This window comes from Luteitalea pratensis, from assembly GCF_001618865.1.
Classification (GTDB): domain Bacteria; phylum Acidobacteriota; class Vicinamibacteria; order Vicinamibacterales; family Vicinamibacteraceae; genus Luteitalea; species Luteitalea pratensis.
Window position 1 is genome coordinate 6,783,564 of record NZ_CP015136.1, and the last position, 15,216, is coordinate 6,798,779.

At 69.2% G+C, this 15,216-nt stretch carries 15 protein-coding genes; 5 read left to right on the forward strand and 10 right to left on the reverse strand.

Annotation, left to right across the window (positions count from 1 at the left end; all coding sequences use genetic code 11):
• Positions 1-36: 36 nt before the first annotated feature.
• Positions 37-534: an SRPBCC family protein gene (locus tag LuPra_RS28465; RefSeq protein WP_110173905.1), complete on the forward strand. Its 498-nt coding sequence runs from the start codon at positions 37-39 to the stop codon at positions 532-534.
• A gap of 46 nt (positions 535-580) precedes the next feature.
• Here the strand turns inward: LuPra_RS28465 and pyk are convergent, their stop codons facing one another.
• Positions 581-1,999, reverse strand: coding sequence for a pyruvate kinase (pyk, locus tag LuPra_RS28470; RefSeq protein ID WP_157899798.1), 1,419 nt, complete (start codon positions 1,997-1,999; stop codon positions 581-583).
• A gap of 144 nt (positions 2,000-2,143) precedes the next feature.
• On the opposite strand from pyk, the gene LuPra_RS28475 reads away from it, so the two are divergent.
• The 3 genes from LuPra_RS28475 to LuPra_RS28485 all read left to right on the forward strand — a co-directional run bounded on the left by LuPra_RS28475 (position 2,144) and on the right by LuPra_RS28485 (position 5,105).
• On the forward strand, positions 2,144-2,503 hold the full coding sequence (locus LuPra_RS28475) for a carboxymuconolactone decarboxylase family protein (RefSeq protein ID WP_110173907.1): 360 nt from the start codon (positions 2,144-2,146) through the stop codon (positions 2,501-2,503).
• Positions 2,504-2,506: 3 nt separating this feature from the next.
• Positions 2,507-3,835, forward strand: coding sequence for an amidase (locus LuPra_RS28480; RefSeq protein WP_110173908.1), 1,329 nt, complete (start codon positions 2,507-2,509; stop codon positions 3,833-3,835).
• A gap of 250 nt (positions 3,836-4,085) precedes the next feature.
• Positions 4,086-5,105, forward strand: coding sequence for an alpha/beta hydrolase family protein (locus LuPra_RS28485; protein WP_157899799.1), 1,020 nt, complete (start codon positions 4,086-4,088; stop codon positions 5,103-5,105).
• 159 nt (positions 5,106-5,264) lie between these two features.
• On the opposite strand, the gene LuPra_RS28490 is transcribed toward LuPra_RS28485, so the two are convergent.
• From LuPra_RS28490 to LuPra_RS28525, 8 genes are all read right to left on the reverse strand, one after another.
• On the reverse strand, positions 5,265-5,468 hold the full coding sequence (locus LuPra_RS28490; protein WP_110173910.1) for a hypothetical protein: 204 nt from the start codon (positions 5,466-5,468) through the stop codon (positions 5,265-5,267).
• 183 nt (positions 5,469-5,651) lie between these two features.
• A complete protein-coding gene (locus LuPra_RS28495; protein WP_110173911.1) occupies positions 5,652-7,019 on the reverse strand; it encodes a M16 family metallopeptidase in 1,368 nt (455 codons plus the stop codon).
• The gene (locus LuPra_RS28500) at positions 7,016-8,320 is read right to left on the reverse strand and encodes a M16 family metallopeptidase (RefSeq protein WP_110173912.1); all 1,305 of its coding nucleotides are present in this window, start codon (positions 8,318-8,320) and stop codon (positions 7,016-7,018) included. Before LuPra_RS28500 ends, LuPra_RS28495 begins: the two co-directional genes overlap by 4 nt.
• Complete coding sequence (locus LuPra_RS28505) at positions 8,320-8,814, reverse strand: DUF3347 domain-containing protein (RefSeq protein WP_110173913.1); 495 nt, start codon at positions 8,812-8,814, stop codon at positions 8,320-8,322. Before LuPra_RS28505 ends, LuPra_RS28500 begins: the two co-directional genes overlap by 1 nt.
• Before the next feature lie 12 nt (positions 8,815-8,826).
• The gene (locus tag LuPra_RS28510) at positions 8,827-9,906 is read right to left on the reverse strand and encodes an Mrp/NBP35 family ATP-binding protein (RefSeq protein WP_110173914.1); all 1,080 of its coding nucleotides are present in this window, start codon (positions 9,904-9,906) and stop codon (positions 8,827-8,829) included.
• Positions 9,907-10,137: 231 nt separating this feature from the next.
• The gene (locus LuPra_RS28515) at positions 10,138-10,494 is read right to left on the reverse strand and encodes a DUF4870 domain-containing protein (RefSeq protein WP_110173915.1); all 357 of its coding nucleotides are present in this window, start codon (positions 10,492-10,494) and stop codon (positions 10,138-10,140) included.
• Positions 10,495-10,567: 73 nt separating this feature from the next.
• A complete protein-coding gene (locus LuPra_RS28520; protein ID WP_110173916.1) occupies positions 10,568-10,966 on the reverse strand; it encodes a hypothetical protein in 399 nt (132 codons plus the stop codon).
• Positions 10,963-11,538 (reverse strand): hypothetical protein, encoded by a 576-nt coding sequence (locus LuPra_RS28525; RefSeq protein WP_110173917.1) that lies wholly within the window; start codon positions 11,536-11,538, stop codon positions 10,963-10,965. The genes LuPra_RS28520 and LuPra_RS28525 overlap by 4 nt, the downstream gene beginning before the upstream one ends.
• A 78-nt stretch (positions 11,539-11,616) precedes the next feature.
• Here LuPra_RS28525 and LuPra_RS28530 point away from each other — a divergent pair, with 78 nt between their 5' ends.
• The gene (locus LuPra_RS28530) at positions 11,617-11,820 is read left to right on the forward strand and encodes a hypothetical protein (protein ID WP_157899800.1); all 204 of its coding nucleotides are present in this window, start codon (positions 11,617-11,619) and stop codon (positions 11,818-11,820) included.
• A gap of 57 nt (positions 11,821-11,877) precedes the next feature.
• Here the strand turns inward: LuPra_RS28530 and LuPra_RS28535 are convergent, their stop codons facing one another.
• A complete protein-coding gene (locus LuPra_RS28535) occupies positions 11,878-15,210 on the reverse strand; it encodes a UvrD-helicase domain-containing protein (RefSeq protein ID WP_162472852.1) in 3,333 nt (1,110 codons plus the stop codon).
• Positions 15,211-15,216: the final 6 nt, after the last annotated feature.

A 15,216-nucleotide genomic window follows, 5' to 3' on the forward strand; every position in this document is an offset into this window, starting at 1 on the left:
GGTCTGGCAAGGGTGGCCGCGTGTCATACTCGGCCCATGTTTGGCTGCGCGTCTCCCGACCCCGCGTCGTTCGACTGCGTGATCGAAATCGCGGCCCCACCCGAGACGGTCTACTCGGCCTTCTTCTCCCGCGAGGCACTGCAGCGCTGGTGGGGCGTCATCGCGTCGATCACCGGGCCGCGGCCGCTCGGCATCTACGCCCTGGAGTGGGCCAGGTCACCCGAGATCGACCCATTGCTCGGACCCTGGGGAGGCGTGTTCTACGGCGTGGTGATCGACGTCCGGCTCGGACGCGAGTTCTTCCTTGCCGACGCGTACTGGATGCCGCCCGAGGGCGACCCGATCGGGCCGATGGCGGTGCACGTCACGTGCGAGCCCACCCACAGCGGGACCCGCCTGCGATTCCAGCAGAGCGGCTGCGACGACAACCCGCGCTGGCGCCGCTTCTACCGCGTGATCGCGAGTTCGTGGAGTGCAGCGCTCAGCCGCCTCAAGGAAGAGGTAGAACAAGAGCAGCTGCCGGATTTTGTGTAGCTGCGGGTTCCGTGGGGCTGCCGGTCACCGTTATCGCTGTAAAGGTCTACCCGACGCGGCGGATGCGGAGGAAGTTCGCGTCCGGGCGCGTCAGGTCCGCGTTGACGCTCACGAAGACGATCGGCTCGCCGGCCCGAAGGACGCCGAGCTCGACGAGGTGGCGTTCCACCTCGATGCCGCCGGCGCTGTCGAGCACCGACTTCTCGATGGCAATCGGCTCGATGCCGCGATGCAGCATCAGGCGACGCGCCACCCGCGGATCCGACGTGACCGCGTGGATCGGGATCTCCGGCCGCAGCGCCGCCAGCACGCGCGCGGTCTTCCCTTCGCGGGTCACGGCAACGATCGCCTCCGCCTTGCCGGCGTGGGCAAGCGTGACGGCCGCTTCGCAGAGCGCGCGGTTGTGGGGAACGCCGAGGACACCGGCGTTGAAGGCCGCGCGAGGCTTCGGATTCAGGCTCTCGGCGTCGCGGATGACGGCATCGAGCAGCTTCACCGCCGCCACCGGATACAGCCCGCTCGCCGTCTCGCCCGAGAGCATGATGGCGTCCACCGAGTCGTCCGCGGCGTTAGCCGCGTCGCTGACCTCGGCGCGGGTCGGTCGCGGATTGGTTCGCATGGACTCGAGCACCTGGGTCGCGACGATGACCGGCACGCCGGCCCGCTGCGCGAGCTGGGTGATGACCTTCTGGGCGCGCGGCACGCTGTGCAGCGGCACCTCGTTGCCGAGGTCGCCGCGGGCGACCATCACGCCGTCGCAGGCGCCGAGGAGTTCGCCGAGGTTGGCCACTGCCTGCGGCCGCTCGATCTTCGCAATCAGCGTGGTGGCTTCGGCGCCGGCCGCGCGCAGCTCCGCGCGCGTGCTCAGGAGGTCCTCCACCGTCTGCACGAAGCTGAGGGCGACCATGTCGACGCCGAGCGACGCGCCGAAGCGCAGGTCGGCGATGTCCTTGTCGGTCAGCGCCGAGGCGGGCAGTGCGACGTCGGGGGCGTTGATGCCCTTGTGCTGGGCGAGGGTCCCGCCGACAACGACCGTCGTGTCGATGCTGGTGCCATCGGTGGCCTCGACGCGCAATTCGAGCGCGCCGTCGTCGAGCAGCAGGCGCATGCCCGGGCTCACCGAATGCGCGAGTCCGGCAAAGGTCGTGTAGACATGGCCCTCGCACCCCTCCTCGTCGCCGGTGGTGATCCGCAGGCGCGAGCCGGCCGGCAGCGGAATCGGCTGGCCGGAGGCCAGTCGTCCAGTGCGGATCTTCGGCCCGCTGAGATCCTGGAGGATCGCTACCTGCCGCGCCGCGGCCGCTGCTGCCTCACGTACCAGGGCGACCGACGCGGCATGTTGCTCGTGGCTGCCGTGCGAGAAATTGAGGCGAAAGATGTCGACCCCGGCAGCAATCAGGGCAGGAACGCCGTCGGGCGTGGCACTCGACGGGCCGAGCGTCGCGATGATCCGGGTCTTTCTCATGGCTGGGTCAACTCTGAGCGAGTTTACAGTGTCATGCCTCATGCCTCACGCCTGATGCCTGCCCAGTCCCGAGGCCCGAATCCCGATCCGGTACCCGGTCCCCGGTACCCGGTACCCGATCCGCGATCCTGTATCGTGTCCCCCATGTCGGATCACCTCACGCGCTTTCGCCAGTTCCGCGAGCGGATGAACAGCCGGATCATGGAAGTCGGGCCGCTCGAGACGAAGCGATTCTTCGCGCTCGACACGCGCGCTTACGAGGGCGGCACGCTCGACGTGCCCACGAAGGAACTCCTCGGGCTGGTGGCGTCGCTCGTACTCCGGTGTGACGACTGTGTGACGTATCACCTGATCCGGTGCAAGGAGGAAGGGCTGTCCGACGTCGAGCTGCGCGAGGCCCTGCACATCGGCCTCGTGGTCGGCGGGTCGATCGTCATCCCGCACCTGCGCCGCGCCAACGCTACCCTGGACGACATCGCCGCCGAACGCGTGCCCGAGGCCTGACCCATGCCGATCCGCGACACCGCCCGCAGCCTGCGCGACGGCACGCTGCGCGCACGCGACCTCGTCGAGCAGTGTCTCGAGCGCATCGACACCTGGCAGGCGGTGACCAACGCCTTCATCGAAATCGATGCCGACGGGGCGCGGCGCGATGCCGATGCGGTCGATGCCGAACGCCAGCGGGGTGTCGATCGCGGTGTCCTGCACGGCATTCCGATCTCGCTGAAGGATCTCCTCGATCAGCGCGGCCACGTGACGACCGCCGGATCGCGGTCGATGACCGACGTCGCCGCGGCAGACGCACCAGCGGTCGCGCACCTGCGCTCGCAAGGTGCGGTGTTCGTGGGCCGTACCAACATGCACGAGTTCGCGTTGGGCACGACGAGCGAGGACTCGGGCTTCGGTCCCGTACGCAATCCTCGCAATCGGCTGCACTCTGCGGGGGGCTCGAGTGGCGGGTCGGCAGTCGCGGTGGCGACCGGCATGAGCCACGTCTCGATCGGCTCGGACACCGGCGGGTCGATCCGCATCCCTTCCGTGGCCTGTGGCCTCGTGGGCCTCAAGCCCGCATGGGGCGAGGTGTCGCTGTCCGGGGTGGTGCCACTCAGCCCGACGGTCGACTGCGTCGGCCCGCTGGCGACGAGCGTGGAGGACGCCTGGTACACGTTGCAGGGCCTCCGGAGGTCGGACGCCCTGCCGCCCTGTCCGCCGGCGACGGCGATACGAGACCTTCGTGTGGGCGTGTTGCGTGCCTTCGGCTGGCGCGCGGTAGACGACGCCATCGGTGGCCACACCGCGAATGCGCTCGCACGGCTCGCCGCCGCCGGAGCCGCACTCGAGGACGTCCCCTTCGAGTCCGCGCCGCTCGTCGTGCCGACGTACGGCACCATCATCTTTCGCGAAGCGCTCGACTTCCACGGGCCGCGGCTGCCCATCCATGGTGCCGCGTACACGCCGGCCGTACGCGGCCGCCTGCAGACCGCCCCGCGTGCCTCGGACCAGGAGTACGCGCTGGCGCAGGAGGCGCGCGCCGCGATCGAGGCAGACGTCGCTGCCTTGCTCGAGCGCGTCGACGTCCTCGCGCTCCCCGGCATGGCGATCACGCCGCCGCTGCTCGGGCAGTCTCACGTCAGGTGGCCCGACGGTGAGGAACTCACGCGCGCGGCGATGCTGCGCCTGACCCAGCCGTTCAATCTCTCGCGCCACGCCGCCCTCGTGTTGCCCGTAGGCACGACGCCGGACGGTTGGCCGGCGAGCCTCCAACTCATCGGGCGGGACACGTCGTCGCTCGTGGCCGCCGCGCTCGGTGTCGAAGCGTTCCTGGCAATGGCGTAGCGGCCGGACTCCAACCGTGCCGAGGCGCTGACTGTCGGAGCTGGCCGCCGGGACGTGACCGCCGGACAAGAGGTCCATGGCGCACGCGCCACCGGCCCCAACGAACCTGGCAAGCGTTCTCGACATTTTCCGCATTGCGGCATTCCAGCATGGCCGCTCGCGGGCGCTCGGCGGGCGTGCCCGCGAGATTGGTTGTTGGAGTCCGGCGGCTACCCGCGGGCCGGCCCCCCCTCTCTGCTACGCTGGCTGGATGATCCGCTGGGCGTTCCATCGCTGGGAGGAAGCTCTCCACAAGCGCGGCACCGACCGGCTGGTGCGCGACTTCGACTGGGGCCTCGACTGGCTCGATGATCTGCCGGACATGCCAGGATCCGCGGCGGCGTCGCCGGCCGCGAAGCTCGAAGCGTACGCGGCGTGGGCCGTCACCCACAGCGAGCAGTTCTTCGCGAGTACCGACGCTCCCGGCCATGACCTGGACCGGCACGGCCACCTGCGCTTCCCCAGCGAGATCGTGACGCCGCATGCCGAGAACAACATCGTGCACGCGCGCCTGTACCGCGCGAAGGAGGACCGCGGCCGCGCCGTAGTGGTGCTCCCGCAGTGGAACTCGGATGCCGACGGCCATGTCGGCCTCTGCAAAGTGTTCAACCGCGCCGGCTTGACGGCGCTGCGTCTCAGCAAGCCGTATCACGACTGGCGCAAGCCGCACGAACTGCAGCGTGCGGACTACATCGTGAGCAGCAACGTCGGCCGGACGCTGCAGGTGTGCCGCCAGGCCGTCCTCGACGCGCGACGTGCCGTCGGCTTCCTGCACGCGCAGGGGTACTCCTCCATCGGCATCTGTGGCACGAGCCTGGGTTCGTGCCTCTCGATGCTCACGGCGGCACATGAGCCGCGAATCAAGGCGATGGCGCTCAATCACATCTCGCCGTTCTTCGCCGACGTCGTCTGGGAAGGCCTGTCCACGCGCCACGTGCGCCAGGGCCTCGACGGGCATGTCGACGTCGACACGCTCCGTCGCATCTGGGCGCCGATCAGCCCGCAGCCCTACCTCGAACGCGTGCGCCACATCCGCACGCTGCTCGTGTACGCGCAGTACGACCTGACCTTCCCGTTGCGGCTGTCGCGGTCGTTCGTGCAGGAATTCCGCGATCGCGGCATCCCGCACCGGCTCGCCGTGCTGCCGTGCGGGCATTACAGCACCGGCAAGTCGCCGTTCAAGTTCCTCGATGGCTACTGGTTGACGAAGTTCCTCGTCCGGGCGCTGTAAGATCGCGCCGTCTGCTCGTGACTCAAGTCTCAGGTCTCAAGTCTCAGGTCTCAAGTCTCAGGTCTCAGGGAAGAACTGACCTGAGACCTGAAGCCTGAGACCTGCAGCTTGCAGCCTGAGGCAGCTTGAGACCTACAGCCTGAGACCTGAGGCGTGAGCCTAGAGATAGTCGAGCAACCCGCGAACCGCGCTGGCGAGGACGCCCGCGAGGGCGGAGACGAGCGGGGACACGTCGCCACGGGCCACGGCGTCGGCCACCGTCACCGGTTCGGTGAGCAGCAGCCACAGCGTAGCGACGGCGAGCGTCGTCGCGATGGCGAGTACGACGCCCGCGAGGCTGAGCGTGGTCCTCGCGAGATTCATCGGGGTAGTCCCTCCACGACGAGGGGTGAGACGGAGCCCGGCCGCGCCGGGTTCAGTCCCAAGGATAGTAACCCCTCCTCCGCGTCGGAAGTCACACCTCCGGCTGAGACGCGAACGGCTGAGAATCCTGCGACTCCCGCCTTTCCTGTGTTGCTGTGGTCCTGTGTTCCTGTTTTCCTGCCGCTAGGCTCCGGCGAGCACGTCGTCGGCCAGCCGCTGTTGCGGCTCGCCGAGCCCCACCGCACCCAGGCCCGCAAGTGATGCGACGGGCTCACCTACGATGACGGCCTGCATGTCCTCGCTGCGCAGCCAGCGCCGGGCCATCTCGGTGACGTCGTCGGCCGTCACGGCCGAGATACGGTCCGAAAAGACGTCGAACGTGTCTTCGGGGAGCTCGTAGAGCGCCAGTTGCGCGGCGGCGCGGGCGACCTGCTCACCCGTCTCGAAGCCGCGCGCGTAGCCACGCGTGAGCGCGTCGCGGGCACTGGTGAGTTCCTCATTGGTGACCGGGCGGCTGCCGCCGAGCGCGTCGAGTTCCACGAGCACATCCCGCAGCGACTCGGCCGTGGCATCGGACTGGACGCTGGCCTGGACGGAGAACGGCCCGGCCAGGCGAAGGAACTGGAACGACGAGCGCGCGCCGTACGTGACGCCCTTCTCCTCGCGCAGCTTCATGTTGATGCGGCTGACGAATGCGCCGCCGAGCAGCATGTTGGTCACCACGGCTGCGTGGTATTCGGGCGAACGGCGAGGCAGGGCCACCCGACCGAGCCGCAGCTCGGACTGCGCCGCGCCATCCCGTGGCACGAAGAGCAGGCGGCTGCCGTCGGTCGAGGTCGGCGCCGGCGGATCGAGAAGGCCGACGCGAGGCTCTGCGGACAGGTGCCGTGTGACGAGCCGGACGGCCTGATCGTGCGAGATGTCGCCGACGACGACGAGCGTGACAGGGGTGGTGCCCAGCCGCTTGTGGAAGGCACGAACGTCGTCCACCCCGAACCGCTGCAGTGACGATTCGGTGCCGATACCGGGCCTGCCGTACGGGTGCGCCCCATACAGGCGCCGCATGAACTGCAGATCCGCCAGTGCCGACGCCGAATGGCGCAACTGGCGCAGGCGATTCAGGCGAAGGCCCTTGACGCGCGCCGTGTCGGCCGGGTCGAGGCGTGGACGCTCGGCCATGTCCACGAACAGCTCGATGGCACGTTCGCGATGGCTCGAGAGCGCGAGCATCGAGAGCACGGTGGCATCGTGTCCGATGTCGGTGTCGAGCTGGCCCCCGACGCCGGCCAGCGCCTCGTGCAGCGCCGTCATCGTCAGCGATGCGGTGCCTTCATCGAGCAGGTCCGCCGTCAGCGCGGCCAGGCCCGGGGTCTCGTCGCGATCGGACGCCGTGCCTGCGTGCCACAGCCACAGCAGGCTGACGAGCGGGAGCTCACGTCGCTCAACCGTCAGCAGCTGCAGGCCACGTGCGAGCTCGCTGCGCGCGAGTTCCGGGAACCGGATTCCCGGCGGCGGCTCCGGCACGGGCAGCGTGCGGCGGTCCACGCTCATGCCACCACCGCCTGGGTCGCGTCGACGAGTCCGAGCGTGCGCTGCCCGGTCGGCGTCATCCCGAGTGCCACGAACGGACGCGACAGCCAGTCCGACGTCACCTGCTGAATTTCGGCGGGTGTGGCGCGCCCGTAGCGCGCGAGGTCCTCGCTCACGTACCCGGGGTCGTCGCGGTACACGTTGTACGCGTTGAGCTGATCGGACTTGCCGGAAAAGCCACCGATCGTCTGCAGGCGATAGATGAAGTGTGCCTCGGCCTGCACCTGGCTGCGGCGCAGTTCCTCCTGGCCTACAGGCGTCTGGCGTACGTCCGCGAGGCACGCATGCACGGCATCGGCAAGGCTGTCGAGCGTCACGCCGGGTGCGGCGGTGGCTACCACCTGGAACATGCCGCACAGCTCGCGCGAGTACTGCACCGCCGTGACTTCGGTGGCGATCTGCTGCTCGACGACGAGGGCGTGATAGAGGCGGCTGGTCTTGCCGCCGCCGAGGATATCGGCGAGCAGGTCGAGTTCGGCATCACCGGCATCGAACAACGCCGGCGAATGCCACGCCAGGTACAGGCGCGGCAGCTCGACGCGATCCTCGAGGTGGAGTCGCAGGTTGGCTGCGAGCGCCGGCACGCCGGACCGTACGGGCGGTACGTCCGGTCCCGCAGCAAGGTCGCCGAAGTACCGCTCGGCGAGGTCGAACGCCCGATCGGCCGTGATGTCGCCCGCGAGCACGAGCGAGGCGTTACGCGGGTGGTAGTACGTCCGGAAGAACTCGTGCACGTCGTCGAGCGACGCGGCCCGCAGGTCCTCCGGGTAGCCGATCGTCGGCCAACTGTACGGATGATCGAGATCGTAGAGCGCGTCGGCGACCGCGATGCCGGCAAGGCCGTATGGCCGGTTCTCGTAGTTCTGGCGCCGTTCGTTGAGCACCACGTCGCGCTGGTTGTCGAACTTGGCCTGGGTGAGCGCGGGCAGCAGATGCCCCATGCGGTCGGACTCGAGCCAGAGCGCCAGGTCCAGGGCGCCGTTGGGCACGACCTCCCAGTAATTGGTGCGGTCAGCGCTCGTCGAGCCGTTGAGTGACGCGCCGGCACGCTGCAACGGCGCGAAATAGCCGTGGTCGTGGTGCGCCGAGCCCTCGAACATCAGGTGCTCGAACAGATGCGCGAACCCGGTGCGGCCACGCCGCTCGTTCTTGGAACCGACGTGGTACCACAGGTTCACCGCCACGATCGGCAGGTCGTGGTCCTCGTGGACGATGACGTCGAGGCCGTTGCCGAGCGTGCGGTGCGTGAAGGGAATGTGCATCAGCGAGTCGTCGAGAGCTTGCGCGTGCTGTTGCCGCAGGTGCGCATCGCCTTGCCGTAATACGGGTTGGCGATGGCGCCGTCGGCCTGCACCCAGGACTTGTTGACCATCGGGCAGAACGCGACGATTTTGCCTTCGATCGGCTGCTTCGTGTTGTCCGCGTAGGCGATCAGCGCGGTGCTGAGATCGCCGAACGCTGCGCGAGCGGCCTCGAGGCTCCCGGCGTCGGCGGCCTTGGCGGCCGCGGCGGCCAATGCCTTCCCATCGGTACCAAGCGCGGCGGCGCCCTTCTGCAGCGACTTCGCGGCAGCAGTGACCGGCCCCAGTTCGTCGTTGACGAGCGCGGACTGGATGGCGAGGTAGGGACCGACCACGTCCGCGACGAAGTCCGCACCCATCGTCGATGCGGGATGGGACGCACGCGGCTCAGCAGCCGTGGACAAGGTGGCCGTCGCTACCGCGAAGGTCAGGGCCGCCAGAAAGGTCTTCAACATCTCGTTCTCCTGTCAGGACACCGGGGTGAGCGGAATGGTCCGGAACGCGCGAATCGACACCTGGGCCGCCACCTGCTCCGCAGCGCTGTTGATGGCCTGGGCGACAACATGGTCGGGCGCGCTCAGCACGATCGGCATGCCGATGTCACCGCCGGATCGAACCGGCTCGGCCACAGGTACGGCGCCGAGGAACGGCACGTTCAGTTCCTCGGCAAGCCGTCGCCCGCCGCCGCGGCCGAACAGGTCGGTCTCGTGGCGGCAGGACGGGCAGGCGAAGTAGCTCATGTTCTCGATGACGCCAAGCACCGGGATGTTGAGCTTTCGGTACATGTTGATGGCGCGCCGCGAGTCGGCCACCGAGACGGTCTGCGGCGTGGTCACGACCACGGCACCGGTCACGGCGGTGTGCTGGCTGAGGCTGAGCGCCACGTCGCCCGTGCCCGGCGGCATGTCCACGATCAGGTAGTCGAGCGCGGGCCACGCGACCTCCTGCAGGAACTGCCGGAGCACGCCGTGCAGCATCGGACCTCGCCAGATGACCGGATCGGAATCGCCCGCCATGAAACCCATCGACACGGTCCACAGCCCGTGCTTCTCGATCGGCACGATCTTCTGGCCATCGGTCTCGAGCGGCGCCTGCACGCCGAGCATGATCGGCACATTGGGGCCGTAGATATCGGCATCGAGCAGGCCGACGCGGCTGCCGCGCAGCGACAATGCCAGCGCCAGGTTGACCGCCATCGTGGTCTTGCCCACGCCACCCTTGCCGGCGCCTACCGCGATGATGTTCTTCACGCCGGGCAACGCCTGGCGCTGCCCGGGCACCGCGCCACTGCTGCGAACGCTCGATGTCATCTCGATGTCCACGGCCGTCACGCCGTCGAGCGCGGCCACGGCCTGGTGCGCCTGCTCCTTGAGCAGGTCCTTGACCGGACAGGCCGGGGTCGTGAGTTCGATGGCGAACGCCACGCGCCCGTCGTCCCCGATGACGACGTGCTTGACGAAATCGAGCGACACGATGTCGCGACGCAGATCGGGGTCCTGCACCACGCGCAGCGCGTCGAGGACCTGGGCAACGGAGGGAAGGCTCACAAGGGGATTCTACGAAATGCCGCGCTGCTGCGATGCCGGGAATGCCGCGAATTGGTCAGACCAAAGGCCAGGGACGCAAGGCCGCCTCAATCAGGCGCCGTCAAACGGCGCGGAGCGCGACGAGTGGGTCCCGGTCGCGCCCCGTTGATTCTTCGCCGGGAGGGCCGACAACCGGCGCCTTGGGCGCCGGATCCTCTTGGCGGAGGCGGCCGGGGACTGCACGCTGCGGATCTAGAGGTTGGCGCTCTGCTGTTCGGCGATGTTGCCGATGACGGGCAGTTTCCACCATTCGCCCTTGAACGCTTTCAGGAGGGCGATCAGCCAGACGACGAACATGGCGATGGCGACGAGCGGCCACAGCAGCAACGTGGCCCATCCGAGGACGGGGATCATGCCGATGATCCCGAGGACGAACCAGGTGGCCATCCACGCGACCAGCAGGCCGAGGGATTGCACGGCATGGAACTTGACGAGCCTGCTGCTCTTCTCGATCACCAGGAACACGATCGCGACGATCGGGATGTAGGTGAGGGCGGCGGCGATGTTGGCGTCAAGGCCCGTGGACGACTTCTCGGCAACCGTGTTCATGCGTGCTGCGCTCCTTCTTCACATCAACGCGTGGGCGGGAGACGACGAACGGCGAACCCGCAAGGACGCGGCATCATACTCCCGAACGGTCGGGTTGCGGCCGCTCGAACATCCGCTTGCCTGCTTCCTGCAGCAGCACCCAGAAGGCGTAGGCCGACAACGCCGTGCCAAACGGAATCACGAAGACATTGACGATGGCGAGAATCAGTGCGGCGGGCCGCGCCCAGGGCTGGTGCTGCGGCAGCGCCCACCCGACGCCGAGGAGCACGCCACCCCACACGAGCGCGATGGCCGCGCAGGCAAAGAAGATGGCCGCCGCGAGGCTGGCCGCGACCTCCGGGCCGGAGCGCATGGTCAGGCTGACCGCGCCGATGCCGAGCAGCACGAGCGAGATCGCAGCAAGGGACGCGAGCCACCCGGCGACCACATAGAGGCGGCCGAGCAACTGGACGTGCAGCAGGATGCGCGTCACCGGACGGCGAGTCGCACGTCGAGGCGCACCAGCGGACCGTACGGCAGCGCCAGCCGGTAGCGCAGGGTCGTGCCATTCACGGTGTTGGCCGGCACGCGCACGACCAGGTAGCGCGTCGCGATCGCAGTGCCCACGCCCTCGCACGCGGCACAGGGCTCGTCCCACGCCTCACCGCGTCCCCCGCAGGCATCGCACAGCGCCGGCACGTGCACGCACAGTGGCACGCGTTTGCTGCGACGGGCTTCGAGCGGCGTGAGCGTGACGTCCACGAGCAGGCGGACCGCGGGCCCATCCGCTTCGGCGAAATCGCGCCTGGCGTGGTCGATGGCCTGCTGGCCCGAGGGAAAGTCGAGTGCGACCTCGTCGCGCAACGCCCCGTCCACCGGCCGCTCCGGCTCCAGCGCCCGCACCAGGTGGAGGCCCTGAGGCGGCGTGCGTGGCGCCGATGCCGGCATCGCGTGCGCAACGACGGCCCACGCCGGCACGGCGCGCGCCGGCGCGCGGCGTGTGGCGCCCGAGATCTCTGCGATGCGGTAGTAGTCGTGCATGTCCGGCAGCGTGCCGCGCGGCACAGGCGTAGTGTGGGGAGCGCCTCTGTCGCTTGTCAAGGCACGTCACGTGCGTGCCGATATCACCGACAGGAGACATGTGTGGCCGAACGACAGGATTGCCCGATGTGCGCGGAATCGATGCGGCTCGAGCCGGTCGAGCAGATCAGTCGCATCGCCGGGACCACCCAGACCTCGATGCGCCATGCGCTCGAGTGGCGCTGCCCCGATTGCGACTACTTCGAGGAGGTCGAAGGGCAGATCGAGAATCTCTCACCGGAGTTGCAGGCGTGGATTGACAAGTAATGCCTGATGCCTGATGCCTCATGCCTGATGCCCGATGCGGCAGCGGGCCTGCTGGCGTCAGGGATCGAAAGGAAGGCGTGGCGCCGTCATCGGGCGGCTGGTTTCCGCTCGCGTCGCGTAGACCAGTTGGCCGTGCACCGGCGTGCCCGGGGCCATGGCGCGGACGGCGTCGACGTACAGCGCGAGTTGTCGACGATGTGACGGCTGTGGCTGGCCGGTCTTGAACTCCAGCACCAGCAGGCGATCGCCGTCAGGCACCAGGCAGTCGACCGTGCCCCGCACCACGTGCTCCACTCCGGCCTCCTCGTGACGGAACGCGATCGGGACCTCGAAGCGTGCCGCTGGTGACGCCAGCACACGGCGCATCGTCACGTCGCGCCAGACGCCCCGCACCAGCGCCACGACGTCACCCGCGAAGTCGGTCGCCTCGTCGACGGCGAGCATTTCGTCCGGTTCCAGATCGGCCAGCACGCGCGCGCGCAACGTCGCATCGCCGTCGTCGGCGCCGGCACTCGCGAGCAAGCGGTGCACCGCTCGACCCGTCACCAGGTCCATGTCGATCGGCGGCCGCACGTGCCCGGTGTGTCCGCCGGTGTGCCTGCCCGCGGCCAGGTCGGTGACCCGCCGGCGCTGCATGTGCGGACGCGTCACCAATGGTTGCAGCGACAACGGCACCACGTCGCTCACCGGCACCGCTTCCGGCTCCGCAGTCGTCGGTGCGATCGCGACGGCAGGTGGGCACACGCGCAGGCGGTGCACATGCTCCACGCCAATCCAGGTGACTTCCGCAGCGCCCTCGAGGGCGGCCTGCATCTCTTGGACCAGGCCTGCCGGAGAGACATGCGCCAGGCTGCCTGGTCCGGCGACGATGCGGCCTTGCTTCTGCGCCGCTGCACTCAGGTACAGGCGTTCGCGTGCCCGCGTCACGGCGACGTACATCAGCCGCTTGCTCTCCTCGCGATCGCGCACCTGTTCGGCCTCGGTCGCGCCCGGTTCGTACCTGGCGATGCCGACGATGGGCTCATCGCCACCGTCGCCGGCCACGACGCGCAGCGGCGGTGGCACGCCGCCGGTCCCGCGCGTCATGTTCACGAGGAACACGATCGGGAACTCGAGGCCCTTGGACGCATGCACCGTCATCAGGTTGACCGCGTCGGCGGCGTCGATGGCGGCATTGGACTCGTCTCCTGCCGACACGCGATCGATGTGACCGGCGATGCGCGCCATCGTCGCGTAGCCGCGATTCTGGATGCGACGCACGAGGCCGCGGAATTTCTTGACGTTCTCGCGTGCCTGCTGCTGACGGTGGCCGCGCAGCGTCACCGCATACGCCGACGATTCGATCACGTGGTCGAGCACGTCGGCCGGCGGCAGGCGATCGACCAGCGCCAGCCAGCCCGGCCACGCCTCGCGCAATCGCCTCAGCGCCTCGACGTCGCGCGACGGCAGTCCGTCGTCGGCCTCGCCAGGGAAGGTCAGGCGGGTGGCGAGGTCAGGGGCGAGGCGCCGGAGCGCTTCGTCGGAGAGGCCGACGAACCCCGATCGGAGCAACGCTGCTGCACGCAGGTCCGACTCCGGGGCCGCGAGCACGCGGATGAGCGCGACGAGGTCCTTGATCTCGTCGGCATCGTAGAAACCGAGTCCCTTGTAGACGTAGCTCGGGATTGCTCGCGCCGACAGCGCCCGCTCGACCTCGCGGTGGCTCTCGCGCGATCGAAAGAGGATCGCGATGTCGCCCGGCCGCGCGCGCCGTGGCGCGTCGAGGCCACGATCGGTGACGAGGCCCTCCTCCAGCACGCGGATGATCTCCGCGGCCACGCCTGCCGCGCACGCCTCCACGTCCTCACCCACGACCAGCGCGAGTCGCGGCTCGGGCTCCCGGCCCGTGACGTGGCCGGACGGCAGCGGGAACCGGTCGTCGGGTCCATAGCGGAACGCCACCGCCGGCGGGGCGCCGGCATGGACCATCCCTGCGGCGACGTCGTTCGAGAAGGCCAGCAGGTCGGGGTGCGATCGAAAGCTCTGCGAGATCGCCTGGCGCACGGGCCCGGTGCCGCCCATCCCCTGCACGAACGCGACCGCTTCGTCGAGCAGTCCGACGTCGGCGTCACGGAAGCGATAGATCGACTGCTTGCGATCGCCGACCAGGAACAGCGACGGCGGCAGCGGGCCCTCGTGCCCGAGCCCGAGTCCCTCGCCCCAGGACTGCACGAGCGAGGCGACGAGCTGCCACTGCAGGCGGCTCGTGTCCTGGAACTCGTCGACGAGGACGTGCTGATAGCGCGCCTCCAGTCGGAAGCGGCTGCGCGAGAACTCGTCCATCTGCCCGAGCAGCAGCACGGCCCGCGCCAGCACCTCGGAGAAGTCGAGCGCATCGTGCATCACGAGCGTCTGGAGATACCGCCGGTGCGCGAGCCGGAAGACGCGGCGGATGCCGCGCGCGAGCAGCACGTTGAGCGATGCCTCGAACCCGCGTCGCGCCGCCCGCACCGCATCGGCGACGCTCGGTAACCCGGCGCGATGTGCGTCGAAGGCCGCCGCGGTGATGAACTCCGCCCTGCTGGCGACCGGCCTCTTGCGCGGTGTGCCGTCTCGCGTCAGCACCCAGCGGGAGAGACCGTCGAGAGCGGCGCGCACCTCTGCCGGGCTCATCGGCGCCTCGACCGCTGTTGCGACAAGACGCGTCATGTCGAGGCGGAACAGGGTCCAGAGGTCGGAGTCGGCCGGGCCTGTCGCCAGCCATGCGGCAAGGCCACCGGGCACCGCCTCGAGCTGCCGTCGCAAGTCCTGGCGCGCACGCTCCGCGGACGCGGCTTCCGAGCGCACCTGCCGCAGCTGTCGACCGAGATACCTCCGCAGCGCCGCCGGCGCGACGAACCGGCGCTCGAGCAGGGCCCGCAGGCCCTCGGCCAGTCTCGGCAGCGTCATCTGCGCCAGCACGAGGCGAATCGCTTCATCGAACGGCGCGCGATCGCGGCAGTCGCGCAACGTGCGATCGAGCGACATCTCCACGAGGCGTGCGACTTCGGTCTCGTCGGCCAGCGTGAAGCCGGGATCGAGGCCCGCCTCGAGCGGAAACTCGCGCAACAGCGAGAAGCAGAAGGCGTCGATCGTCGACACCGCGATCTCGTCGGCGCGATCGCGCAGGGCGTGCCATACGCCGGGATGGCGGACCTGCAGGTCGGTGACGATGCGATCGCGCATCTCGGCCGCGGCCTTGCGCGTGAAGGTGATGGCGAGGACGTGCCGGGGATCCACGCCGGCCGCGAGCAGGGCCAGGTAGCGGTCCACCAGCACGCGGGTCTTGCCCGTGCCGGCCGAGGCCTCGAGCACCACGTGATGGGACGGGTCGGTCGCGTACGTGCGCGCCGCCTGGTCGACGGGGATCACCGGCGC

Bases quoted from the DNA above. Each gene is read 5' to 3' on its own strand.
- LuPra_RS28465 (WP_110173905.1), top strand. From the start codon at position 37: ATGTTTGGCTGCGCGTCTCCCGACCCCGCGTCGTTCGACTGCGTGATC.
- pyk (WP_157899798.1), bottom strand. From the start codon at position 1,999: ATGAGAAAGACCCGGATCATCGCGACGCTCGGCCCGTCGAGTGCCACG.
- LuPra_RS28475 (WP_110173907.1), top strand. From the start codon at position 2,144: ATGTCGGATCACCTCACGCGCTTTCGCCAGTTCCGCGAGCGGATGAAC.
- LuPra_RS28480 (WP_110173908.1), top strand. From the start codon at position 2,507: ATGCCGATCCGCGACACCGCCCGCAGCCTGCGCGACGGCACGCTGCGC.
- LuPra_RS28485 (WP_157899799.1), top strand. From the start codon at position 4,086: ATGATCCGCTGGGCGTTCCATCGCTGGGAGGAAGCTCTCCACAAGCGC.
- LuPra_RS28490 (WP_110173910.1), bottom strand. From the start codon at position 5,468: ATGAATCTCGCGAGGACCACGCTCAGCCTCGCGGGCGTCGTACTCGCC.
- LuPra_RS28495 (WP_110173911.1), bottom strand. From the start codon at position 7,019: ATGAGCGTGGACCGCCGCACGCTGCCCGTGCCGGAGCCGCCGCCGGGA.
- LuPra_RS28500 (WP_110173912.1), bottom strand. From the start codon at position 8,320: ATGCACATTCCCTTCACGCACCGCACGCTCGGCAACGGCCTCGACGTC.
- LuPra_RS28505 (WP_110173913.1), bottom strand. From the start codon at position 8,814: ATGTTGAAGACCTTTCTGGCGGCCCTGACCTTCGCGGTAGCGACGGCC.
- LuPra_RS28515 (WP_110173915.1), bottom strand. From the start codon at position 10,494: ATGAACACGGTTGCCGAGAAGTCGTCCACGGGCCTTGACGCCAACATC.